The sequence below is a fragment of the Pseudomonas sp. NPDC089547 genome, assembly GCF_050280665.1.
GTDB lineage: Bacteria > Pseudomonadota > Gammaproteobacteria > Pseudomonadales > Pseudomonadaceae > Aquipseudomonas.
Window position 1 is genome coordinate 46,894 of record NZ_JBNNVS010000014.1, and the last position, 23,897, is coordinate 70,790.

Below are 23,897 nucleotides of genomic sequence, written 5' to 3' on the forward strand. Positions count from 1 at the left end.
TGGCTAACTTCGTATCAATCCCCGGCTAAACGGACGGGCAAGATCGTTGTCTCATTGCGAAGTATTTCGCAGATAATCGCTGCACGGATCGCATCACTCGTGGGGATATGGAGTTCCCCTCGAATGATTAGCTCAATCGCTGGCAGGGGCAGGATAAACTTCAGCGTATCAAGAATAACCGTCACCCAGCGCGCCCAAGGTGTTACTTAGGCTCTGTGTGAAAAGTCTTGATACTCGGTGATGCTGCGTTGAAAACAGCGTCGGAATGCTCATTTACAATCCGTAAACTCCCTTCCTCGGCTGTTTTCGCCTTGCCTGTCCTTCGTCTCAAGACTTTTCACACAGACCCTAGCCATTGCCAATGGTTAAAGTGCGATCCTTTCTGAGCGTTTCAAGCAGTTTGGAGACAAGAGCCCCAAACCTCGGTGGAGGTCAAGGCGCTAGTCAGATGGCCGGCGAGCTTGCCAAAACGAACAGCAACATTTTCGGTTAGTTCTCAGATGATTAGAGTGTCACGGGTGTTGCTTCCAGCCCGCTCAACGCTCTACCGGCGAGATACCCAAATGTCATCCCTGGCCCAAGCGTAATACCACCGCTCGGATAGTACCCACCCATCACGCTGTGCATGTCGTTACCCACCGCAAACAGCCCGGGTATCGGCTGCCCCGCGTGGTCGAGCACGCGGGCCGAGGCGTCGGTGCCCAGGCCGGCGAAGGTGCCAAGGCTGCCCGGCAGCAGTTTCACCGCGTAAAACGGCCCCTTCAACAATGGCCGAAGCGACGGGTTGGGCGCCTGCTGCGGTTCGCCCTGGGCGCGGTTGTAGGCTGACGCGCCACGCTGGAAGGCCGGGTCTTCACCCAGGGCCGCATGCTGGTTGAAGCCTGCCACCGTACGCTGCAACTGCTCGACGTCTATGCCGCAACGTTGCGCCAGTTGTGCCAGGGTGGCGCCGCTGTGCAGGTAGCCCCGACGCTGGTAATAGCGGGTGGGGAAGGGGAACGGCTTGGCCCAGCCGATGCCGTAGCGCCGTTGCGCGGCGTGGTCGCAGATCAGCCAGGCTTCAGGTGCCTGGCCTTGCGGTGTGGCGGCGAACAGTGCGTTCATGAAGTCATGGTAGCAATCGGCTTCGTTGACGAAGCGTTGGCCATTGCGGCGTACAGCGATGAAGCCCGGTTTGGCACGGTCTATCAGGTGCGGGAAATGGCCGAAGCTGCCATCACCACGGGGTACCCGTGATACCGGTGCCCAGGCACCGGGCTGCGCCAGCGCAGTGCTGACCACACCACCGGCCTGTTCACCCAGGCGCAGGCCGTCACCGCTGTTCTCCTTGGGCGCAGCAGAGTAATGCTGGTTGCCATCAGGCGCATGCGGCATCAATTGCGCGATGCGATGTCGGTCATGTGGGAAGCCACCACAGGCCAGCACCACGCCACGCCGTGCATGAATCACCTGGCCATCGGCAAACAGCGCGCCGCTGACCCGGCCTTCACCCAACAGGCGGCAGGCCGGTTTGTCGGTCAGCAGTGTCACGCCCAGGTCCAGCGCACTGCGTAGCAGGCGTGCCACCAGTGCATTGCCATTGACCAGTTGCAAACCCCGGCGGTGCAGCAGCAGGTCGCGGCCGTGACGCAGCAGGCGCTTGCCAACGTGCAGCGCCGCCTTGGGCGAGCGGGTGGCATTGAAGAAGGCCGCCATGTCGGGGCCGCCGGCAATACCCATGCCGGCCAGGCTGACAACGTCCAGCGGCGGCCGCAGTTTGTGCCGCCAAGGCCCCAGCAGGCGCCCGTCGTACGGCAGTGCGCACAGCGAACGGCCGCCGCAAGCGCTGCCGTCGCCGCCGCGCATGTCGGGCATGCGGCTGCCAGACTGGAACTGCACGGCAGTGTGCTGCTGGAAGAACGCCACCATCTCCGGGCCATGGCGCAGGAATGCATGTTGGCGCGGGCCCAGCTCACTGGCGTGGGTTTGCGCCCGCAGGTAACGCTCGGGGGCATCGTCGGTTTCGATGATGCCTTCGGCGATGGCCAGCGGGTTGCGCGGCACCCACAGCCAACCCCCAGACCATGCGCTGGTGCCGCCCAGCTGGCCGGCTTTTTCCGCGACGATCACGTGCAGGCCGTTATGCGCGGCGGTTACGGCGGTAGCCAGGCCAGAGGCACCAGAGCCGATGACGAGTACGTCACATTCTAAGGGTTGCATTGAGAGGGTTCCGCTCAGGCGTTGGTAGAAGGTGGCGCACGCTTTACTTCAGGGGCGAAAAACCGGTAGGCCGCATCAACCGCGATTGCAGGCGCACAACGGCGCCCAACTCGCGATTACGCTGGGAGAACGCTGCCCAGCGTGGGTCTGCTGCCATGGCGGCGCGCCGTGCCATACGGTCGTCGAGGCTGGCGTAGCCCCAGATGTGCACCACCTGGTTGACGTCGCCGAACTCACTGGTGAAAAAACCCACCAGGTTACCCAGGTGTTCGCGTTGCACTTCCAGCGCGTGGCTTTGGTACAAGGCCAGCCAGTCGGCCATTTTCAGCGGGTCGAGGGTGTAGGTTCTCAGTTCGTAGTACATGCTGGGGTCTCCGTGTGGGTAGTTGGCGCCTTAAGGCGCGTGGTGATGTGGTTGGCCGCAAGCCAGCCGAAGGTGAGGGCAGGGCCCAGGGTGATGCCAGGGCCGGGGTAGGTGCCTTTCATCAGTGAGTTCATGTCGTTGCCGACCGCATACAGCCCGGTAATGGGCTGGCCGTCGCGGTTCAGCACGTTTGCATCGGCGTTGGTCACCAGGCCGCGGGCCGAGCCGAGGTCGCCGGTGTGTAGGCGGATGGCGTAGTACGGCCCGGTTGCCAGTGGCGCCAGGCAGGGATTGGGCGTGTGTTGCGGGTCGCCCATGTAGCGGTTGTAGCTGTTACCGCCCTTGCCGTATGCGCGGTCGATGCCGTTGCGGGCATCGGCGTTGTACTGCTCCAGGGTTTGCCCGAACACCTGTGGGTCGACGCCGATGGCTTGGGCCAGGGCCTGCGGCGTTGCGGCCTGGTGCAAGTAGCCGGCGTCGATCAGCGCCTGGTTATTCACCGGTTTGGGCCGTGCCAGGCCCAGGCCGTAGCGGTTCATGGCCTCGGCATCGCAGACCAGCCAGCAACTGGCCAGGCCTTTGGCGAGCATGGTCTGCACAAAGTGGTGGTAAGAGTCGGACTCGTTGACGAAGCGTTGCCCGGCCAGGTCCACCGCAATCACGCCTGGCTTGGCACGGTCGGTGACCAGGTGCGGGAAGCGCTCGCGCTCACCACCGGCATGGCGCAGTTGCGAAACCGGCGCCCAGAAGAAGTTGGCCGCCAACCCTTCGCCCTGGGCGGCAGCCACGGCTTGGCCAAGGCGCAGGGCTGCGCCGTCGTTGCTGGCGGGCGACATGGTCAAGTGCGTAGCGGCTGCGTTGGGGCGGTAGCTTGCGGCAAGGGCTCCGGCTGCGAAACCGCCCATGGCACACACCACCCCACCACGGGCCAGCACCTGTTCGCGACGGCCTTCGCGCTGCACTACCACGCCCTTGACCACACCCTCTTCAACGATCAGCTCCAGCGCTTCACTGCGCAACCACACCTGTGCGTCGTGGGCGAAGGCGCTGGTAGCCAGGCGGGCGATCAGTGCGTTGCCGGTAGTCAGCCGGGTTCCACGTGGGTGTTGCAGGCGGTCACGGGCGTAACGTGCCATCAGCTTCAGGCAGTGCCACAGCGATCGGGGCGAGCGGCGGATGCTGAGAAAATGCTGGATATCCACGCGGCTGACCATCATGCCGCCGAACAGCAGCATGCCGGGCGGTGGCATTTGCAGGTCCTTGAAGCGTTGGCCGAGTTGCTTGCCGTCGTACTCGACCATTTCCAGTGCTCGGCCGAACTGCGTGGCACCGGGTGCATCCGGGTAATAGTCCGGTGAGTGCGGGCGCAGGGCGTAGCGTAGCTCGGTATGCTGCTCCAGCCAGCGCAGCGCCTGCGGGCCGTGCTCGATGAAGGCATCGGCCAGCGCGGGCTCGTAGCCGTCGCCGATCACATGCCTGAGGTAGGTGCGCATGGCCTCGGGCGAGTCCTTGGCCCCTGCGGCACGGGCTTGATCGGTGCCGTATAGCCAAACCGCACCGCCGGAAATCGCCGATGTGCCACCGAAACGCTCGGCCTTTTCCACCACCAGCACCTTCAGCCCCTGGCAAGCCGCCGTGGCCGCCGTGGCAAAACCTGCGGCACCACTGCCCAGCACAACCACGTCAAAAGCGTGTCGTGTATGTTCGATCGCTGCCATGGCTTCAGATCTCCAGCGGCGTAACGCCCATGAATGCACCGAGGTGGCCGAGTTGGGCAAAGGCCATTTCCGGGCCGGTCTGGATCGCGCAGCCAACCTGCCGAGCCCGGTTCAACAGCGGGGTGATCTCGGGCGAGGTGACCACGTCGGCGACCAGGGTGTGGGGCTGCAAGGTCGCCAGTAGCGCGGCAGACAGTGGCAGCTCTTGGCTTGCTCCCATGCCCACCGGTGAAGCGTTGGCCACCAGGTCGAAATCCTCCAGGCCACTGAACTGCGTGTTGATGGCAAGCGCGGGGAAGGCATTGCCCAGCAGTTCGCATACAGCACCCAAGCGCGCAGCACTGGGGTCATGCAGGGTGATGCTGGCAATGCCGGCCTCGCCCAGTGCATGGCTGATGGCACTGCCGACACCGCCGCAACCGATCACCAAGGCCCGTTTGCCAGCGGGCGCGAAGCCATGTTTGCGGGCAGCGCCGAGAAAGCCGGCACCATCCACGTTGTCGCCCAGCAGGCGCCCACCGGGCTCGCGGCGAATCACATTGACCGAACCCAGGGCGGCCGCACGTTCGCTCAGGCTGTCCAGGCGGCTGGCGAAGGCCTGTTTGTAGGGTACGGTAACCACGCAGCCGCGCAGGTTCTGCCAACCGCGCAGGCTGTCGGCAAAGCTGTCCAGCGCTGCCTCATGCAGGTCGATCGGCAGCATGGCAATGTTGCAGTTGTTGTTGGCGAACCAGGTGTTGAAATTCTCGGGAGACTTAACCTGGGCAATCGGCGAACCGACGATGGCGACCAGTTCAGTGGAACCACGAATCATGCTGACCTCCTTATTGGCGTTGTTGTGGAGGCAAGCGTGATGCAGGGGTGGGAAAGCAACAATGCGCTGCGAGGGCTTATAGTGCGATAATCGCAATCATGAGCCGGTAATCGCAGTAATCGGCTGATTTTCCTGACCGCTAACGAGTCGAACTGATGAACATGCCCGTCATCCACCCCCGTGACCTGATCGCCGGCTTACAGAAAGGCCTGGCGCTGATGCAGTTGTTCACTGCCGAGCGGCCGCGCCTGAGCGTGCCGCAGGCGGCCAGGTTGTCTGGCCTTACGCCAAGCGCCGCACGGCGGTTTCTGCTGACCCTGGTGCACGAGGGCTTTGTCGAGACCGACAGCCGCGACTACTGGCTGACGCCCAAGGCATTGCGCATCGGCCAGGCCTATGTGGATTCTGCGCAGTTACCCCGCATGCTGCGGCCTATCGTGGAGCAGGTGGCACGGCAGATACAGGAGCACGTGTCGGTGGGGACTCGCGATGGTGACGAGATCATCCATTTGGTGCGCAGTCGCTATAGCCATGTGGCTTCGTTGTCGATCAGGCCCGGTTCACGGGTGCCGATGTACTGCACGGCCAGTGGGCGTCTCTGGTTGGCCTGGCTGGATGAGGGGCAGCGGGATGAGTACTTTGCACGCAACCTGCTCCAGGCGTTGACGCCTTACACGCAGGTAGACCGCCTGCAACTGGAGGCGGAGTTACTGCGGGTGAAGGAGCAGGGGTACTGCATTGTCGATCAGGAGTATGAAGTGGGTATGCGTGTGCTTGGCGTGCCACTGCTGGACCGGGCCGGGCAGTTGAAAGCGACGTTGACCATCACTACCCATGCTTCGCGGCTGAGCGTGGATGAAATACGCTTGCGGTATTTGCCCACGCTGTATGAAGCGCAGGCATTGCTTCGGCCAGTGATGGATTGAGGCGGCATGGCGGGGGGAATTGCGTTGCCCTTTTCGCGGGCAAGTCCTACTGCCAGCCAGTTAAGCAATTTGGGGCCGCGTTGCGGCCCATCGCCGGCAAGCCAGCTCCCACAGGTACGGCGCATGGCTTGAGTTCAGTGCAATCGGTGTGGGAGCGGGTTTACCCGCGAAGCTGGCAATGGTTGCTTTCGCCTATTCCACCGCCTCGACCACCCCCTGGTCCTCACCCAGGAACCCACCACTCTGGTGTTGCCACAGCCGGGCATAGGTACCATTCTTCGCCAGCAGTTCGGCGTGTGTACCTTGCTCGATGATGCGCCCTTCATCCATCACGATAAGCCGGTCCATGGCCGCGATGGTCGATAGCCGATGGGCGATGGCAATAACCGTCTTGCCTTGCATCATCTCGTCCAGGCTTTCCTGAATGGCCACTTCCACTTCCGAGTCCAGCGCACTGGTAGCTTCGTCCAGCAACAGAATCGGCGCGTTCTTCAGCATTACCCGGGCAATGGCGATGCGCTGGCGTTGGCCACCGGACAACTTGATACCGCGCTCACCCACCAAGGTATCGTAGCCACTGCGGCCCTGGCGGTCGCTGAGCTGGCTGATGAAACCGTCGGCTTGGGCATTGGCCGCAGCAGCGCGGATCTGCGCCTCGGTGGCGTCCGGGCGGCCATAGGCGATGTTGTCGCGAATCGAACGGTGCAACAGCGAAGTGTCCTGGGTGACCATGCCAATCGCGCTGCGCAGGCTGTCCTGGGTGACCTTGGCGACGTTCTGCCCGTCAATCCGGATGACACCGCTGTCTACGTCGTAGAAGCGCAGCAGCAGGTTGATCAACGTGGATTTGCCTGCGCCCGAGCGGCCGACCAGCCCGACCTTTTCGCCTGGGCGAATGTGCAGGCTCAGGTCGTTCAGCACCTGGCGCTCGCCGTTGTAGTTGAAGCTGACCTTGTCGAACGTTACCGCGCCGCCCTGCGTAACCAGTTCGCCTGCATCGGGGGCGTCCTGCACCTTGGGGCCGCGGGTGAGGGTGGCCATGCCGTCCTGCACGGTGCCGATGTTTTCGAACAGCGAGGTCATCTGCCACATGATCCAGTGCGACATGCCGTTGATGCGCAGGGCCATCGCGGTGATTGCCGCCACTGCCCCGGTGCCGACCTGGCCCTGGTGCCACAGCCACAGCGCGTAGCCACCTGCGCCAAAAATCAGGCCCACCACCAACGCCTGGTTGACGATCTCGAACTGGCTGACCAGGCGCATCTGGCGAAAGCCGGTCTGCTTGAAGTCTTCCATGGCTGCGCGGGCGAAGTGCGCTTCACGCCTGGAGTGCGAGAACAGCTTGACCGTGGTGATGTTGGTGTAGGCATCCGACACACGCCCGGTCATCGACGACCGTGCATTGGCCTGCTCCTGGCCGACCTTGCCCAGGCGTGGCACGAAATACAGCATGGCCAGCCCGAACAGCACCAGCCAGGCAATGAACGGCAGCATCAGCTTCAGGGCAAAACCACCGGCCAGGGCGATGATCGCAATGAAGTACACACCGATACCGGGCAGTATTTCGATAACGGTGAACAGCACTTCGCGCACCGCCAGGGCGGTTTGCATCACCTTGGTGGTGACCCGGCCTGAAAACTCGTCAGAGAAGAACGACAGGCTCTGGCGCAGCATCAGCCGGTGAAAATCCCAACGCAGCCGCAGCGGCAGGTTGATCGCCAACACCTGGTGCTGAACCATGGTGCGCAGCGCCACCAGCCCGATGCTGACCAGCAGCACGATACCGATGCCCCACAAGACATGGCGCTCCTCGGCGCCGATGGCACCGCCTGCCTGCCAACGTGAGAGCAGGTCGACCACCTGGCCAAGGAAGGCAAACAGCCAGGCTTCGTAAACCGACACCGCTGCACTGAGCAGTGCAAGGGCCAGGATGTAGCCGCGGGCGCCCCGGGTGCAGGCCCACATGAAACGCAACAGGCCCACCGGTGGCGGCGGCACTTCATCAGGGGGGAACGGGTCGAGCCAGCGTTCAAAAACACGAAACATGTTGGTCTCCGAAAATCAGGTTTTGCTTACCGGGTAACCATACCTCACATCCGGGCATTCGCCTGTAGGAACACGCTTGTGGTGCAGCGTTTATCCCGGCGTGCAATCCGATACGGACGCCTGGCAGGTTGATTGCAGGGTGTCGTGTTCAGGCAATAAATGACATGTTCTGGACAAGCATTAACAACGCAAGTTTCAAACTTTCCAGGCGGCGACATGCTGATGTTGTCGATGCGACAAATTGGCTCATTTGTTTGATAAAAATTTTAATGCCGGGTAGGTCGGTGTTGACGTACGAGAACCTTCCGGCAGCGCCATGCAAATGCCGAATCGCGCCACTGAAAACGACTTTTTATTTTATTTTTCAGCGCCGTCTTGGCGCACGGTACTTGACACCGAAGAGGCACTTGATTCCTTCGCTACCTGCCCGGTATCTGGACACCGCCGGTAGCGTTGACCCTGGCTGAAAGCCTCATCTATGCTGTGTCTACACATAGTAGACAATTTATTTGTCAGAGCGTCCCGGGGCTGCGGACTGTGTCGCCATGCGCGCGTCTGCCTGTAACCGGGTGCCAACTATGAAGTTCGAGTTGAACGTCTTCAGGTTCCAACAATAATTAAGACCACAAGGGGCACTCGCTGTGACAAGCAGTACTGTTTCAATCGAAGATGTACCATTAAACCGTTTCCACCAGTTGATGACCCTGCGCGCCGGCGGCGGCTGGATTCTTGACGGTTATATCCTGAGTATCATCGGCGTGGTGATCGTGCAGTTTTCCGATTACCTCAAGCTGGATTCGTTCTGGCAGGGGCTGGTTGCCGCTTCGGCCATGCTGGGAACGTTCTGCAGTGGCTTCCTGGGTGGCTGGCTGACCGACAAGGTCGGGCGCCGTCGCCTGTTCTTCATCGGCCCCATCCTGTTCATCGTGGGTTCGGTCGGCACCTTCTGGGTAGAGTCGGGCTTTGCGCTGTTTGTGCTGCGCTTCCTGGTAGGCGTGGGCGTGGGCCTTGAGTACCCGGTTGCGGGGTCATTGCTTACCGAGTTCCTGCCGCAGAAGCACCGTGGCCGTCGCCTGGCCGGGCTGACCATTCTCTGGTTTGCGGGGGCGGCGTTGTCCTACATCGTGGGCAACTTCATCCTGGCTCGCGGGGGTGATGATGCCTGGCGCTGGGTGCTGGCAAGCGCCGGTGTGCTGGGTGTTCTGCTGTTCATCATCCGCCTGAAAACGCCTGAATCGCCACGCTGGCTGATGAGCAAGGGCCGCTTCGATGAGGCCGAGCGCATCATCAAACAGGTGTACGGGCCGTCCTTCTCCCTGGCCAACATGCCTGAGCAGGTCGCGGAGCAGAAGGTGTCGCTAGGCGCGCTGCTGCGCTCGGGTTATGGCAAGCGCATGCTGTTTGTCGCGGTGTTCTGGAGCGCCGCGGTGGTGCCGATGTTTGCGGTGTACTCGTTTGCACCGGTGGTGTTGCAGGCACTCAACCTCAAAGGTGACTGGGCTTCCTACGGGTCGGTATTGATTACCTTGCTGTTCGTGGTCGGCTGCATTGTCGCCACACGCATGATCGACACCCTTGGCCGGCGCCCGCTGATCATCCACAGCTTCCTGTGGTCCACCCTGGCACTGTTGGGGCTGGGCGTATTCTCCAACGGCTCCGAGGTGCTGGTGCTGGTGCTGTTCGGTGCCTATGCGCTGTTCATCGGCGGGGCGCAAGTGCTGGAACTGGTGTACCCCAACGAACTGTTCCCTACCGAAATTCGTGCATTTGCGGTGGGCATGGGTTCGTCCATGTCGCGTATCGGCTCTGCCGCCGGTACCTGGCTGGTGCCCATTTCGTTGCAGAGCATTGGCATCGGCAACACCATGCTGGTCGCTGCGCTGGTCTCGCTTGCCGGGTTGGTCGTGTCGGTATGGCTGGCACCTGAAACGCGCGGCATGAGCCTGGAGGCCGCGTCTTCGCTGCAACGTTGATCTAACTCAACAAGCCCCCGCAGGCCTGCCTGCGGGGGCTTTTTTTCGCCCGTCAGAAAGCCCGGCAAGGGGCGATCAACACATAACTTTGCAATTCATTACATTTCCTGTTGACATTTTTTTGGCTCAATGCTGTAGAATTGACGCACTAAGTTGGTGCAAGTGTGCTGTTTGCCGTTTTTTTGACATGCGTCAGGAAAAGTCTGTCGCAATCGCGCATCATCTTTCGAATCCGTTTCAATTTTTAGAATTAGAGCCACTGTTTTGACGAATGGAATGCCGTTGTTGGCTATTTCCGGCATGGGTGCCGAAAGCAGCCAGCTTCATGTACAAGGACTGTACTGGCTGGCGTGTGATACCACCGAGGATGCCACTTTGCTGTGCCGTCAGGTGCTCGCGGGCATGCCCGAGCAGGTTCGGGCTGCCCTGATTGCCGACGCACAAACCCTGGGTGATGTGCCGGGTGCGCTCGATGCAGCGCAAGGGCCGGCCGAACTCGCCCTTTACCAAGCCAACCCACAATCCGCCCTGCGCCTGGTCGAAGACCTGCCGCACATCGACGCGCCTGGGCGCGCGCTGGTTCTGCTCATGCCCGCCGAAACCTGGGCGGCCGATAACGTCGCCCATTGGTGCGATACCCTGCGCCCGGCGTTGCTGGCCGAAGGCGCGCTGTTGCTGGTCATCAGCAGCGGGCAGGGTGCCGGGCTGGTCGAAAGCCTGCGCGCATCCAACCAGGGCGTGGATGGGCTGGCCCAGCTCTACCGGGGCAAAGGTGGGCTGCGGTACCTGCAGCATTTCTGGAGCAACCCGCTGGGCAAGTCCGGTACCCAAGACATTGAGTTGGCGCGCCTTGACGCGGGGTTTGCCGTTAACGGGGCGCTGCAGGTGCCGTCCGACGCCGGTGGCGACGAGTTGCTGTACCTGGCCCAACGCCCGGTACTGGAAGGCGCACCCGCTTTTTCCGAACACTGGCAAGTCAGCGAAAGCCTTGAAGAACTCAGTGCCAAGGCCAGCCGTGCGGTGTCGGCTACGGTGATTTTTGCCATGGATGGTGGGCAGCGCGTGGACAGCCTGGCGCGTGAGCTGCACCGCCTGCGCCAGTTGCGTGGCAATGCCTTGAAGCTGGTGGTGCGTGAAATGGCACCGACCCTGCGTTACCAGGACGAGCAACTGTTGCTGGCCTGCGGGGCCACGCAGATCGTGCCGTTCGGTGCCAGCCTGTCGCGTTTCCTGACCATGATCGAAAGCATCCAGGGTTACATCTGGCGCCGGCACCTGCCCGTCGACTTCGATGCCCTGCTTGCCCGGTTGCGGCCATTGGCCGTGTGCGGGCTGGTGGCGCCGCGTGTGTTTGCCGGCGCCGTACAGGCCATGTGGCACGGTGTGCGCAATGGCGAGATCGTCCACCAGTTGCTGGTGTTGCGCCCGGCCCCCGGCCTTACGCCATTGCAGGCGTGCTCGCGCACGGTGTTCCGCCGCGATGGCGACATTGCTTGTGTGGTGGGTGAGGTGCTGTTCCTGTTCCTGTTCGCCTGCCGGTCCGAAGGTATCGAGCAAGCCCTTGACCACATCTTCCAGTTGTCGTGGAAGGAGCTGTTCATCAGCCAGGAGGTGCTGGCCGGCGTCGACAGCCTGGGTACCCCGGCTTTCCTCGAAAGTGCTTCACCACAGCCGCCCCGGCTGGGTGCATTGGCGCAACAGCCTGAGCAATCGAGGTCGGCCCTCACGCCACGCCGGGTCGCTCTGGGCAAGCGGGCGGCCCCATGAACTTTGTACAACTGCTGCAAGTGATCGGCATGACCGCGCTGGTCACCACGGCCCTGGCACTGCTGGTGTTGCACCTGCGCAACGCGTTGCGCGGCTGGTTGCGCCGCCGCCTTCCTCCCCGTTACCTGAAACCGCTGGGCGTACGCCGTCGCGTTGTACGCCAGGAACCCCGCAATGACTAATACCACCGCCACCCTCCCGGTACTGGCCCGCTGGCCTGGACTGGGAGGGTGGAACCTCTATTTTCTGGCCAAGTTCCTGCTGGTCGCCCTTGGCATGCTCGACTTCCAGGCGCTGCCGAACCTGTTGTTCGCGGCGTTTCTGCTGGTGCCCCTGCCGGGCACATGGCTGCGTGTTGCACGGCAGCTGCTGGCGGTGCCGATCGGCGTTGCATTGTTCTATCAGGACACCTGGTTCCCACCCTTCAGCCGCCTGCTGGCACAGCCGGGGGTGCTCGACTTCTCGTGGGACTACCTGCTGGAGCTGCTGGGCCGCTTCATCAACTGGAACGTGCTGGGTGCATTGGCGCTGCTGCTGGTGGGGTATCTGTACCTGCGCCACTGGCTGCGCCTGAGCACCCTGAGCCTGCTGGGGCTGGTGTGGCTCGCTATCGGCAGCTTGCCGTTGCCGGGCGCGGGCCAAGTGCCCAGCGCAACCGCCAGGGTCACGGCCGAGCCGGTGCACGCCAGTGCCGACAATGCCACGCTCGACCGCTGGCTTGAGCAGTTCTTCACCCGCGAGCAGGCACGGGTAACGGCATTCCCGGCGCTTAAAGCCGATGAGCAACCGTTCGACCTGCTGGTGATCAACATCTGCTCGCTGGCCTGGGATGACCTGTCGGCCGTCGGGCTGCGTGACAATCCGCTGTTTTCACGGCTTGACGTGATCTTCGACCAGTTCAACTCGGCCACCTCGTACAGCGGGCCGGCGGCGATCCGTGTGCTGCGTGCCAGCTGCGGGCAGTCGTCCCACGCGGGCCTCTACCAAGGTGCGCCGGAACAGTGCCTGTTGTTCCAGAACCTGGCCAAGCTCGGTTTCCAGAGCAATACCTTGCTCAACCACAGTGGCCACTTCGACAACTTCATCGGCGACATCACCCGGCAGCAGATGCCGCAGCCCGGCATGCGCAACACCGACTTCCCGCGTGCACTGGTCGGCTTCGACGGCTCGCCGATTGCCAGCGACCTGGACGTACTGCGTCGTTGGTGGGGGCAGCGCAAAGGGAGCGCGGCCCAGCATGTGTCGCTGTTCTACAACAGCATCAGCCTGCATGACGGCAACCGTATCGTCACCGCCGATGGCGGTACCCGAGTGGCCGATTACGCCACCCGCGCCAACCGCCTGTTCGGCGAACTGGGCACCTTCCTCGACGAACTGGAGCGCAGTGGCCGCCGTGTGGTCGTGGCCATTGTTCCCGAACATGGCGCGGCATTGCATGGCGACCGCATGCAGCTTTCCGGCATGCGTGAAATCCCCACGCCGTCGATCACCCATGTACCGGTGGGCCTGAAGTTCATCGGCATGGGGCAACCTGCGCGCAGCGAGCCGCTGCGGGTCTCGGCACCCACCAGCTACCTGGCGCTGTCCGAACTCGTTTCACGCGTGTACGCCGGCCTGGGCCAGCAGCAGGTTCTGGATGTGCCCGGCCTGCTGACCGACCTGCCAACCACCGAACGGGTTGCGGAAACCTCCGGGGCACAGGTTGTGAACTATCAGGGGCGCAGCTACATGCGCCTGCAAGGCCAGCCCGACTGGCAGCCGATTCCCGAGGAGCGCCCATGAACACTGGCAAGGCAGACCCGTCCGACCGCAGCGACGATATCGCCCAGCTGCGTCAGCACCTGGCCATGCCAGACCTCAACTACCAGGACATTTCCATGCTGGTAGGGGTTCAGCAGGCGTTGCAGCGTTGGCCGTTGCTGGGTGAAAGCTGCCGGGCCAATACCCAGGGTACGTTGAACAAGGCCAGGCCCAAGCATGAAGGGGTATCGTCATGACCAGCCTGGCCCTGCACGGCGTACGCGGGGGGCTTGGACGCAGCGCCTTGCTGGCGGCGCTGGGCTATGCGTTGCAGGGCGTGGGCGAGCGCGTGCTGCTGATCGACCTGTGCCCAAGCAACTTGCTCGGGTTGCACTTCAACCTGCCGCTGGATGTGCGGGAGGGCTGGGCGCTGGCCGAGCGGGAAGGGCGGCCGTTTGGCGATGCCGTGTATGAAGTGCTCGATGGCTTGTGCCTGCTGCCGTTCGGCAACCTGCCCGGCGGCGTGCGGCTACCGATGCCTGACGCGCAGGCTTGGCGTGCGCGCCAGGCCGAGCTGGCCGAGCATTTCGACTGGTTGTTGTTCGACCTGCCGCAACTGCCGGCCGAGGTCGTTGGCCACGCTATCGAGACCGATGTGCAGGTACTGGTGGCCGAGGCCGAAATGGCCAGCCATCTGCTGCTCGGGCGCCAGCCAGTCGAGCGTTACGACATGCTGCTGGTCAACCGCTACGACCCGGCCAGTCGCCTGCAAAGCGACTTGCTGATGGTATGGCGCGACCTGTTCCGTGATCGCTTGCCGATCCAGGTGGTACACCGTGACGAAGCGTTTCTCGAAGCGCTGGCATGCAAGGCGCCGCTGGGGCACTACGCGCCACAGAGCCTGGCTTGCCGAGATGTACAGAGCCTGGCGGTGCGCTGCCTGACGAGGCGCCAGCCGTGAGCTTCAACCCCCTGTCGGTCTACTCCGGGTTCAGGGCGCACGGCGCGCGTCTGCCGGTCGCCTGGCTGTTTACCCTCGGCGTATGGTTGGCATTTCTGTTCCTGCGCCTGGAGTCGCCCGCCTGGCAGGCACTGTTGGCCGAGCGCCGCCGGTTGTACCCGCAACTGGCGGGCAAGCGCCCGAGCCTGGGGGACCCGGTACGGTTGTTGATCCAGAGCCTTTGGCTGCTACTGCGGCGGCAACCGGCGCAACGCCAACCAGGGTTGTTCCAGCGCGTCTCGGCCATCGTGCGTGATCAGCTGCGGCATGCGCGGCAGGTTGCAGGCCATTGCCGCAGCCTGTTGATCGGCAGTTTGCAGCGCGTGCCCGCGCAGTACCGTGGCAGTGCTTTCAGGCGTGCAGCCTCGGCACGCCTGCGTGGCTTGAGCGTGTTCGCCAGGCGCATCTTCTACAGCGTACTCACGCTCTGCGCGATCGGGCTGGCGCTTTTGTGTGTGACCGAGCCTTTTGGCTACATGGCGCAGCTGATGTTCATCTGCCTGCTGTTGGGCATCGCCATGCTGGTGCGGCACATGCCGGGGCGTTTCCCGACGCTGATGCTGATCGTGCTGTCGACCATCATCTCTTGCCGTTACCTGTGGTGGCGCTATACCGCCACCCTGAACTGGAACGACACCACCGACCTGGTGTGCGGGGTGATCCTTCTGGCGGCCGAAACCTACTCGTGGTTCGTGCTGATCCTGGGCTACATCCAGACCAGCTGGCCGCTGCAGCGCAAGCCGGCGAACCTGCCAGCCAACCCGCAGCACTGGCCGACCGTCGACCTGATGATTCCCACCTACAACGAGGATCTGTCGGTGGTACGTACCACGGTACTGGCGGCCCTGGGCCTGGACTGGCCACGCGAGTGCCTGCGCATCTATATCCTCGACGATGGCCGCCGAGACGCGTTCCGCGCGTTCGCCGACGAAGTAGGGGTGGGCTATATCGTGCGCCCCGACAGCAAGCACGCCAAGGCCGGCAACCTCAACCATGCGCTGGGCGTAACCGGCAGCGAGCTGATCGCGATTTTCGACTGCGACCACGTGCCGGTGCGTTCCTTCCTGCAAATGACGGTGGGCTGGTTCCTCAAGGACCCGAAGCTGGCGCTGGTGCAGACGCCGCACCATTTCTTCTCGCCCGACCCGTTCGAGCGCAACCTCGGTTCGTTCCGCCGTCGCCCCAATGAAGGGGAGTTGTTCTACGGCCTGATCCAGGACGGCAACGACATGTGGAACGCGGCGTTCTTCTGCGGCTCGTGTGCTGTGCTGCGCCGCACTGCGCTGGAAAGCATCGGCGGCTTTGCCGTGGAGACCGTCACCGAAGATGCCCACACCGCCTTGCGCATGCACCGTCAGGGATTGACGTCGGCCTACCTGAGCATCCCGCAGGCAGCGGGCCTGGCCACCGAGAGCTTGTCGGCGCACATTGGTCAGCGCATTCGCTGGGCCCGCGGCATGGTGCAGATCTTCCGCACCGACAACCCGCTGTTCGGCCGTGGGCTGAGCCTGTTCCAGCGGGTGTGCTATGCCAACGCGATGCTGCACTTCCTGGCCGGCCTGCCGCGCCTGGTGTTTCTCACTGCGCCCCTGGCGTTCCTGTTGCTGCATGCCTACATCATCTACGCGCCCGCGCTGATGATCCTGCTGTATGTGTTGCCGCACATGATCCACGCCAGCCTGACCAACTCGCGCATGCAGGGCAAGTACCGGCAAACCTTCTGGGGGGAGGTGTACGAGACCGTGCTGGCCTGGTACATCGCCCGCCCGACCACGGTCGCACTGTTCGCGCCGAAGAAGGGCAAGTTCAACGTCACCGCCAAGGGCGGCCTGATGGAGCAGGAGCAGTTCGACTGGCGTATCGCCCAGCCATACCTGTGGCTGGCGGCACTCAACGTGGCTGGCCTGGGCTTTGCGGCATGGCGCCTGTTCACCGGCCCGGCGGCAGAAATCGGCACGGTGATCGTCAGCTCGTTGTGGGTGATCTACAACCTGCTGATCATTGGCGCTGCCGTTGCCGTGGCCGCCGAGGTGCGCCAGGTGCGCCGCGCCCACCGGGTGCAGATGCGCCTGCCGGCAGGGCTGGTGCTGGCCAGCGGTCATGCCTACCCATGCACCCTGGTCGATTACTCCGATGGCGGTGTCGGCCTTCTGTTGCACGCAGGCCTTGCGCTGCAACCCGGGGAGCAGGTGCGCCTGCTGCTCAACCGTGGCCAGCGCGAATTCGCCTTCCAGGCCCGTGTCACCCGCACGGTTGGGCAGCACGTTGGCCTGGTGTTCCACGACCTCGGCCAGCAGCAGCGCATCGACCTGGTGCATTGCACCTTTGCCCGCGCCGACGCCTGGCTTGGCTGGAACGAGCAGCATGAGGTCGAGCGCCCGCTGCGCAGCCTGATCGATGTGCTGAAGCTGGGCGGTGTCGGTTACCTGCGCCTGGTCGAGCACATGCCGCCTTGGGTGCGCGCGTGGCTACGCCCACTGCGCACGCTGGCGCTCTGGCTGGCCAGCTACTGGCCCCGCACACCGCGGGCTGCCCCTTCCTTGAACCTTGTTGATCGAGACGCACAATGACTGGTTATTACGCGCGTACCTGGAGCCTGGCGATGGCGCTGCTGGCTGGCCTGTCGCAGAGCGCCACTGCCGCCTCTGTAGCCCCGCCTGCCGAGCCAGCCGTACCGAACTGGCCGGTGACGAAAACCTTCGAGCAGTTGGGGCATGCGTCCGACAGCCTGCTGCTGGGGGTGCGCAACAGTGAAAATATCGAGTTTGGCGTACGTCGCGACCGCCTGGCGACCGACGCCAGCCTGCAACTGGACTACACACCCTCGCCGGCATTGCTGCCGAACCTGTCGCACCTGCGCGTCTACCTCAATGACGAGTTGATGGGCGTGGTGCCTGTGGCGCAGGAGCAGCTCGGTCAGCGCGTGCGCCGTGAGCTGCCGCTGGACCCGAAGCTGCTCAGCGATTTCAACCGGGTACGCCTGGAGTTTGTCGGGCATTACACCGACATCTGCGAAGACCCGGCACACAGCGGCCTGTGGTTGAACCTGAACCGCAAGAGCCAGGTGCAGTTGCACGAGCAGGCGCTGGCGCTGGAAAACGACCTGGCGTACTTCCCGCTGCCGTTCTTCGATGCGCGTGACACCGGCAAGGTAGAGCTACCCGTGGTGTTCAGCGGCGTGCCGAGCCTGGGCGAGCAACGTGCGGCGGCGATCCTGGCGTCGTACTTCGGCAGCCAGGCCGGCTGGCGCAAGGCAAGCTTCCCGGTGCTGTACAACCGCCTGCCCGCGAGGGCGGGCACGCCACAACCAAGCATCGTGTTCGCCACCAACGACCGCCGCCCGGCCTTTCTCGCCGACCTGCAGCAGTTCCCGCCGGTCGACGGCCCGGTACTGCAGATGATCGACAACCCTGACGACCGCTGGAGCAAAGTGCTGCTGGTGCTGGGGCGCAACGACGAAGACCTGGTCAAGGCTGCGTCGGCGCTGGCAGTGGGCAACAACCTGTTCCGTGGTGCGCGGGTGAAAGTGAAGCAGATGACCGCCTTGCAACCGCGCAAGCCCTACGATGCACCCAACTGGACGCGCACCGACCGGCCAGTGCGCTTTGCCGAGTTGCTGGATTACCCCGAGCAGCTGCAAGTCAGTGGCTTGCAACCGCGGCCGGTGACGCTGGAGCTGAACCTGCCGCCTGACCTGTTCGTCTGGCGCAACCAGGGCATCCCGCTGCGCACCCTGTACCGCTACACGGCGCCGGCGGTAACCGACGAGTCGCGCCTGAGCATCAGTGTGAATGACCAGTACATCACCAGCATGCCACTAGTGGGCAATGACCGGCGCAGCGGCACCCTTGAAGAAATGCGCCTGGCGGTACTGTCTGGTGACAGCACTGCGTTGACCGAGAAGTCGCTGGTGCCAGCGTTGAAGATCGGCGACCGCAACCGCCTGCGCTTCGCTTTCAGCTTCGCCAGCACCTTGGGCAGTGCCCAGCGCGACCGTTGCCAGACCACCCTGCCGGTGGATGTGCGTGCGGCAATCGACGACAACTCCACCATCGACCTGTCCGGTTACCACCATTACATCGCCATGCCTGACCTGCGCGCATTCGCCCGCAGCGGCTTCCCGTTCAGCCGCATGGCCGACTTGTCCGAAACACTGGTGATCATGCCGGCCAAACCTACGCCAATGCAGGTGGGCACCTTGCTTGACACCATTGGCGGGGTTGCCGGGCAGGTGGGTTACCCGGCGCTGGGCCTGCAACTGGCGGATGACTGGAAGCAAGCCGCAGCAGCCGACGCCGATGTGTTGCTGATCGGCACTCTGCCAGAGGCCCTGAGCGATGCGCCCAACCTTGGGCTGCTGCTGAGCGCCCAGCGTGACTGGTTGCTGCAAGGCCGCAGCACAGGGCTGGCTGGCAACCCGCGTTTCGATACCGCGCCTGTAGCAGCCAGCAGCCGTGTCGCCGTCAGCGCGCAGGCGCCGATTGCGGCCATCACCGGTTTGAAATCGCCGTTCCACGAGCAGCGCAGCGTCGTTGCCCTGTTGGCCAGCAGCGACAGCGACTACGCCTTGCTGCGCGATACGCTCGGCGATGTGGGCAAGCTGGATGCGGTGGCCGGTTCGGTGACGCTGGTGCGCAGCAGTGGCGTGAGCAGCCAGTTCGTTGGCGAGCATTACTTCGTGGGGGCGTTGCCGTGGTGGTTGCTGTTGTGGTTCCACTTGTCCGAGCACCCTGTGCTGCTGGCGGCGATTGCAGCCGTTTGCGTGGTGCTGTTTGCCTTCCTGCTGTGGCGTGCGCTGCGCTGGGCAGGCAAGCGTCGCCTGGGTGAGGCGGGGTGATGATGCGCCAAATGCTGGTAGGGCTGGCCACCTTCGCGCTGCCCGTGCTTGCCACCGCTGCACCGGCCTGTGCGTGGCCCGCCTGGGACCGCTTCAAGGCCGAGCTGGTGAGTGTGGACGGCAGGGTCATCGACCCGAGCGACGAGCGCTTGATCACCACCTCGGAAGGGCAGAGCTATGGGTTGTTCTTCGCGTTGGTCGGCAATGACCGAAAGACCTTCGACCAGTTGCTGCGCTGGACTCGCAACAACCTTGCCGAGGGTGACCTGGCCCGCCACCTGCCTGCCTGGCTGTGGGGCCGTAAGGGCCAACAGCAATGGCAGGTGCTGGATGCCAACAACGCCAGCGATGCCGACCTGTGGATTGCCTACAGCCTGCTGGAGGCAGGGCGTTTGTGGCACGAACCGGCCTACACGCAACTGGGCCAACGCCTGCTGTGGCGCATCGCCGCGCAGACCGTGCGCAAGCTGCCTGGCCTGGGCGTCATGCTGCTGCCGGGTGACTACGGCTTCGAGAATGCCCAGGGCACGCGCTTGAACCCGAGCTATCTGCCGGTGCAACTGTTCGACCGTTTCAGCCTGGTGGACCCGCTGTGGGGGGAGCTGGCGGCCAATAGCCGGCGCTTGTGGCTGGTGTCGTCGCCAAAGGGCTTTGCCCCGGACTGGCTACTGTGGACGCAGGCGGGTGAACTGGCAGCGGACCCGCAACACGGCAGTGCCGGTGACTACGACGCCATCCGGGTTTACCTGTGGGTCGGCATGCTGGCCAACGACGCCCCCCAGCGTGCCGAGCTGGTGGCCCACTATGCCCCGATAGCGGCAATGACCACCCGTGACGGGCTGCCGCCAGAACGTGTGGATGCGCACAGCGGTGCTGCCAGTGGGCACGGCCACACAGGATTTTCCGCAGCCTTGCTGCCACTGCTGGCGGCTTCGCCGGAACACGCGGCGGGCCTGGCAACGCAGCGCCAGCGGCTGCAGGCGCAGCCCGTTGAGGCCAAGGCGTACTACAGCCAGGTGCTGGCATTGTTTGGCCAGGGCTGGGATCAGGGCCGATACCGGTTTGATGGGCACGGCCGCCTGTTACCCGCCTGGAGCGCGCCATGCAACGAATGATCGGCGTGCTGATGCTGGCGACGGTGGCTTGCCAGGCCGTCGCTCAACCCAAGGATGCCGGGGAGCAGCGCCAATGGTTGCTGGACCAGGTGCGCCGTGGCGAGGCGCTGCACCGTGACGACCTGGTGCGTGATGCACTGGGCCGCCTGCAATTGCTTGAGCCGCGTAACCCTGACGTGCTGCTGGCAGCCTTGAGCCTGGCACTGCGTGAAAAGAACAGCACCGAGGCCGGGCAGCTGGGCGCCAGGATCAACGCCTTGGCACCGGGTAGCCTGCCAGCGCGCCAAGCCACGCGGCTGCTCGCGTTGCAACAGCCGGAAGCGGTGCGGCGCTTGCAGCAGGCGCGCCTGCTGGCCGTTACCGGGCGTAATCAAGAGGCGCTGGCGGTGTATGAGCAACTGTTTGCCGCTGAGCCGCCCAGCCTTGAACTGGCCCTGGACTACTGGCGCGTGCGCGGCAACCTGCCAGGCCAGAGGCTTGAAGCGATCAGGCAGTTGCAGCAGCTGGACCAGCAATACCCCGGCAACGCTGGCCTGCGTCAGACCCTGGCCGGCTGGTTATTCGGTGAAAAACGTGACAGCGAAGCGCTGGCGCTGCTCGATCAGTTGGCGCGCGACCCCGGCGCACGTGATGCAGCCGCCCAGCGTGAGTTCGATTACCTGTCCGGGCAGGCAGTGAGCAGCGCCAGTGCGGCGGGTTGGCAAGCCTTCATCAAGCGCTACCCGGCTTCGCCGCTGTTGGCGCAGGCCGGCGCCAACCTGCAACAACAGCGAACGCTGTTGGCCGACCCGTCCTGGCAGGCGGGTCAGCGGGGCAAGGCATTGCTGGACAAAGGCCGGAATGCCGAAGCCGAAGCGCAACTGCGCCGGGCACTGCGCCGGTACCCGGAGGATGCCAGCCTGCACGGCGCTCTGGGCTATGCGCTGATGCGCCAGGGCCGCTATGAAAACGCCAATGCCGCGTTTCGTGCGGCGGGCACCAAGGAACAGGACACCTACTGGATCAGTCAGTGGAAGGACCTGGAATCTTCCAGCCAGTATTGGGCGAAGCTCGGCAAAGCTGAGCGCGCCTTGCAGGCCAACGACCTGCGCGGCGCCCGCGCACTTTACCTGCAGGCGCGTCAGCAACGGCCGAAAGATGAATACGCCTTGCTGGGCCTGGCCGATGTTTCGCTGGCCGAGGGCGATGCGGCCGCTGCAGAGCGGCAGTTCCTGCAAGTGAGGCGGATGGCGCCAGATAATGAAAGTGCCGTGCGTGGCCTGATGCGCGTGTACCAGGCGAAGTCGCCCGAGAAGGCGCAGGCGTACCTCGACAGCCTGCCGCCACGCCAGCAAGCACAGTTCGCCAGCCTGCGCCGCGGCCTGGAGCTTGCGCGCCTGCGCCAGCAAGGTGACGCCGCGCTGCAACGGCAAGACTGGCTGGCGGCCAGCAACGCGCTGGGCGAGGCCACTGCCTTGGCCCCCGATGAGCCTTGGCTGGTTTATCAGTTGGCCAGCAGCCTGCGCCACCAGGGCCGCACCGCCGAGGCCGACGCGGCATTCGCCAAGCTGGTGCAGCACCAGCCACAAGACCCGGCAACCCGCTATGCTCACGGCCTGTTCCTGGAGTCCAGCGACCGTGACGCCTTGGCCCTGGACAGCCTGGGCACCGTGCCGCAGGGGGCCTGGAACGTCGACATGCAGGCGCTTGCGCAGCGTATCCAGCGCCGCCTGGCCCTGGCCTCGGCGCAGCAGCTGCAGGCACAGGGCCGTAGTGCTGAAGCGACAGCCATGCTGGAAGCCAGCCTGGCGCGTGGCGAAGCCAGCCCCGACGAATTGAGGCTGTTGGCCGAGTGGGCGGCCGCACGCGGGGAAACTGACAAGGCGCAGGATTATTATCAGCGTGTGCTGGCCATGCAGCCCGACCGCCCTGATCCGCTGCTGCGCCGCGACCTCGCCCGCCTGCTCGTGCAGGACGACCCGCAAAAGGCGCTGGACCTCTACGCCGGCGCAATGGCCGATGCCCAGTTGCTGGACCGTGCCGCCGTAGCACCACGGGATGACCGCGCACTGAGCCTGGCCAGCCGAGAGCAGGCCACCGATGACTGGCTGGCGCGCAGCCTGCGCAGTGACGTCGATGCGCTGTATCGCCAGCACAATACCCATGTGACGCTGATGCACGACTACGGCTGGCGGCAGGACGACGGTACGCCCGGCACCTCCGAGCTGAGTACCCAGTCGACCCTGTTGCATGTCGATACCCCTTGGCAGGGCGGTACCGCCTTTGCACGGGTAGAGCGCATCGGCATGGATGCGGGGTCGTTCGAGCAGAACGACCAGGGGGGATACACCCCCGACTTCGGTAGCTGCCAGTTTGTCGGCCAGACCGCTGATGGCAAGTCGCTGCCTGCCTGCACAGGCGGCTCGCAGAGCGCTGACGGCAGCGTAATGGCGCTGGGTTGGCAGGGCAACCGTTGGGCATTCGACCTGGGCACCACCCAAGGGTATGCAATCAACAACTGGCTGGGTGGCGCAACGGTCAACGGCGACCTCGGCCAGGTTGGCTGGTCGCTGACTGCATCCCGGCGGCCGATGAGCAACTCGCTGTTGTCCTTCGCCGGGGCACGAGATCGCCCGACCGGTGTACGTTGGGGGGGCGTCACGGCCAATGGCGCCACGCTCGGCCTTAGCTGGGACCAGGGCGGCGACAACGGTGTCTGGGCCAGCCTGGGGCATCACTGGCTGTATGGCGAAAACGTTGCCGACAACCAGCGCACCCGGGCCATGGCTGGCTTTTACCACCGCGTGGTGGAAAAGGCCGACGAGCGCGTGCGCGTTGGCCTGACGCTGATGCACTGGCGCCACGACAAGGACCTGGGCGGTTACAGCCTGGGGCAGGGCGGCTACTACAGCCCGCAGCGCTATACCTCGGTTGGCGTGCCGGTTAGCTATGCCTGGCGCAATTACGACTGGTCGGTGTTGCTGGAAGGTTCGGTGAGTTGGTCCCAGGCCCACAGTGGCCGCAGTCGCTTGTACCCGGATGCGCACGTCAATCGCAAAGTGCTGGCGCAGTATGATCTCGAGTCCAACATCGATGCCATGAACGAAGCCAGCGACAGCCGCGGCCTGGGTTATCGGTTGCGTGGCCTGTTCGAACGGCGGTTGAGCGACCAGTGGGTGCTGGGTGCAGGGTTTGACTGGCAGCACAGTGACGACTATGCGCCTAGCCATGGCATGCTCTATTTGCGCTACCTGTTCGAGCCATGGCGCGGCAACCTGGCCTTGCCGGTAACGCCGCTGGAACCGTACAGCGAGTGGCGTTGAGAAGGTGACCTGGCAAGCGCGGCTCCCACAGGGGGCGGGCGGATGACCCCGCAAACACGCAGCTCCAGGTTGACAGCAGGTATGCCGGCCCACCAT

General features: G+C 64.0%; 16 protein-coding genes. 11 read left to right on the forward strand and 5 right to left on the reverse strand.

Annotation, left to right across the window (positions count from 1 at the left end):
* Nucleotides 1-504 precede the first annotated feature (504 nt).
* Genes ACQKPZ_RS12375 through ACQKPZ_RS12390 form a run of 4 tightly spaced genes read right to left on the reverse strand, consistent with a single transcriptional unit; the run spans nt 505 to nt 5,095 of the window.
* A complete protein-coding gene (locus ACQKPZ_RS12375) occupies nt 505-2,199 on the reverse strand; it encodes an FAD-dependent oxidoreductase (RefSeq protein WP_427538261.1) in 1,695 nt (564 codons plus the stop codon).
* Between the two features lie 43 nt (nt 2,200-2,242).
* Complete coding sequence (locus tag ACQKPZ_RS12380; protein ID WP_391137459.1) at nt 2,243-2,563, reverse strand: NIPSNAP family protein; 321 nt, start codon at nt 2,561-2,563, stop codon at nt 2,243-2,245.
* A complete protein-coding gene (locus ACQKPZ_RS12385) occupies nt 2,548-4,281 on the reverse strand; it encodes an FAD-dependent oxidoreductase (RefSeq protein WP_427538264.1) in 1,734 nt (577 codons plus the stop codon). The genes ACQKPZ_RS12380 and ACQKPZ_RS12385 overlap by 16 nt, the downstream gene beginning before the upstream one ends.
* Nucleotides 4,282-4,285: 4 nt before the next feature.
* Entirely contained in the window at nt 4,286-5,095 is an 810-nt protein-coding gene (locus tag ACQKPZ_RS12390) for a shikimate dehydrogenase family protein (protein ID WP_427538267.1), read from the reverse strand.
* A 155-nt stretch (nt 5,096-5,250) separates the two neighbouring features.
* Here ACQKPZ_RS12390 and ACQKPZ_RS12395 point away from each other — a divergent pair, with 155 nt between their 5' ends.
* The gene (locus tag ACQKPZ_RS12395) at nt 5,251-6,021 is read left to right on the forward strand and encodes an IclR family transcriptional regulator (RefSeq protein WP_427538270.1); all 771 of its coding nucleotides are present in this window, start codon (nt 5,251-5,253) and stop codon (nt 6,019-6,021) included.
* Nucleotides 6,022-6,213: 192 nt separating this feature from the next.
* Here ACQKPZ_RS12395 and ACQKPZ_RS12400 read toward each other — a convergent pair whose 3' ends face one another.
* Nucleotides 6,214-8,067, reverse strand: coding sequence for an ABC transporter ATP-binding protein (locus ACQKPZ_RS12400; protein ID WP_427538275.1), 1,854 nt, complete (start codon nt 8,065-8,067; stop codon nt 6,214-6,216).
* Between the two features lie 641 nt (nt 8,068-8,708).
* Between ACQKPZ_RS12400 and ACQKPZ_RS12405 the strand changes: the two genes are divergently transcribed.
* From ACQKPZ_RS12405 to ACQKPZ_RS12450, 10 genes are all read left to right on the forward strand, one after another.
* Nucleotides 8,709-10,040: an MFS transporter gene (locus tag ACQKPZ_RS12405; RefSeq protein WP_427538278.1), complete on the forward strand. Its 1,332-nt coding sequence runs from the start codon at nt 8,709-8,711 to the stop codon at nt 10,038-10,040.
* A gap of 276 nt (nt 10,041-10,316) precedes the next feature.
* Nucleotides 10,317-11,807, forward strand: a complete 1,491-nt coding sequence (locus ACQKPZ_RS12410) for a BcsE family c-di-GMP-binding protein (RefSeq protein ID WP_427538281.1) — start codon at nt 10,317-10,319, stop codon at nt 11,805-11,807.
* Entirely contained in the window at nt 11,804-11,989 is a 186-nt protein-coding gene (gene bcsF, locus ACQKPZ_RS12415) for a cellulose biosynthesis protein BcsF (protein WP_427538285.1), read from the forward strand. The genes ACQKPZ_RS12410 and bcsF overlap by 4 nt, the downstream gene beginning before the upstream one ends.
* Nucleotides 11,982-13,589, forward strand: a complete 1,608-nt coding sequence (bcsG, locus tag ACQKPZ_RS12420) for a cellulose biosynthesis protein BcsG (RefSeq protein ID WP_427538288.1) — start codon at nt 11,982-11,984, stop codon at nt 13,587-13,589. Before bcsF ends, bcsG begins: the two co-directional genes overlap by 8 nt.
* Nucleotides 13,586-13,804, forward strand: coding sequence for a cellulose biosynthesis protein BcsR (bcsR, locus tag ACQKPZ_RS12425; protein WP_427538291.1), 219 nt, complete (start codon nt 13,586-13,588; stop codon nt 13,802-13,804). Before bcsG ends, bcsR begins: the two co-directional genes overlap by 4 nt.
* Nucleotides 13,801-14,508: a cellulose biosynthesis protein BcsQ gene (gene bcsQ / locus ACQKPZ_RS12430; protein WP_427538294.1), complete on the forward strand. Its 708-nt coding sequence runs from the start codon at nt 13,801-13,803 to the stop codon at nt 14,506-14,508. The genes bcsR and bcsQ overlap by 4 nt, the downstream gene beginning before the upstream one ends.
* Entirely contained in the window at nt 14,505-17,117 is a 2,613-nt protein-coding gene (bcsA, locus tag ACQKPZ_RS12435) for a UDP-forming cellulose synthase catalytic subunit (protein WP_427538297.1), read from the forward strand. The genes bcsQ and bcsA overlap by 4 nt, the downstream gene beginning before the upstream one ends.
* Complete coding sequence (gene bcsB / locus ACQKPZ_RS12440) at nt 17,114-19,384, forward strand: cellulose biosynthesis cyclic di-GMP-binding regulatory protein BcsB (RefSeq protein WP_427538300.1); 2,271 nt, start codon at nt 17,114-17,116, stop codon at nt 19,382-19,384. Before bcsA ends, bcsB begins: the two co-directional genes overlap by 4 nt.
* A complete protein-coding gene (bcsZ, locus tag ACQKPZ_RS12445) occupies nt 19,384-20,499 on the forward strand; it encodes a cellulose synthase complex periplasmic endoglucanase BcsZ (RefSeq protein WP_427538303.1) in 1,116 nt (371 codons plus the stop codon). The genes bcsB and bcsZ overlap by 1 nt, the downstream gene beginning before the upstream one ends.
* On the forward strand, nt 20,487-23,801 hold the full coding sequence (locus tag ACQKPZ_RS12450; protein WP_427538306.1) for a cellulose synthase subunit BcsC-related outer membrane protein: 3,315 nt from the start codon (nt 20,487-20,489) through the stop codon (nt 23,799-23,801). The genes bcsZ and ACQKPZ_RS12450 overlap by 13 nt, the downstream gene beginning before the upstream one ends.
* Nucleotides 23,802-23,897 lie beyond the last annotated feature (96 nt).

Bases quoted from the DNA above. Each gene is read 5' to 3' on its own strand.
- ACQKPZ_RS12375 (WP_427538261.1), bottom strand. From the start codon at position 2,199: ATGCAACCCTTAGAATGTGACGTACTCGTCATCGGCTCTGGTGCCTCT.
- ACQKPZ_RS12380 (WP_391137459.1), bottom strand. From the start codon at position 2,563: ATGTACTACGAACTGAGAACCTACACCCTCGACCCGCTGAAAATGGCC.
- ACQKPZ_RS12385 (WP_427538264.1), bottom strand. From the start codon at position 4,281: ATGGCAGCGATCGAACATACACGACACGCTTTTGACGTGGTTGTGCTG.
- ACQKPZ_RS12390 (WP_427538267.1), bottom strand. From the start codon at position 5,095: ATGATTCGTGGTTCCACTGAACTGGTCGCCATCGTCGGTTCGCCGATT.
- ACQKPZ_RS12395 (WP_427538270.1), top strand. From the start codon at position 5,251: ATGAACATGCCCGTCATCCACCCCCGTGACCTGATCGCCGGCTTACAG.
- ACQKPZ_RS12400 (WP_427538275.1), bottom strand. From the start codon at position 8,067: ATGTTTCGTGTTTTTGAACGCTGGCTCGACCCGTTCCCCCCTGATGAA.
- ACQKPZ_RS12410 (WP_427538281.1), top strand. From the start codon at position 10,317: ATGCCGTTGTTGGCTATTTCCGGCATGGGTGCCGAAAGCAGCCAGCTT.
- bcsF (WP_427538285.1), top strand. From the start codon at position 11,804: ATGAACTTTGTACAACTGCTGCAAGTGATCGGCATGACCGCGCTGGTC.
- bcsG (WP_427538288.1), top strand. From the start codon at position 11,982: ATGACTAATACCACCGCCACCCTCCCGGTACTGGCCCGCTGGCCTGGA.
- bcsR (WP_427538291.1), top strand. From the start codon at position 13,586: ATGAACACTGGCAAGGCAGACCCGTCCGACCGCAGCGACGATATCGCC.
- bcsQ (WP_427538294.1), top strand. From the start codon at position 13,801: ATGACCAGCCTGGCCCTGCACGGCGTACGCGGGGGGCTTGGACGCAGC.
- bcsB (WP_427538300.1), top strand. From the start codon at position 17,114: ATGACTGGTTATTACGCGCGTACCTGGAGCCTGGCGATGGCGCTGCTG.
- bcsZ (WP_427538303.1), top strand. From the start codon at position 19,384: ATGATGCGCCAAATGCTGGTAGGGCTGGCCACCTTCGCGCTGCCCGTG.
- ACQKPZ_RS12450 (WP_427538306.1), top strand. From the start codon at position 20,487: ATGCAACGAATGATCGGCGTGCTGATGCTGGCGACGGTGGCTTGCCAG.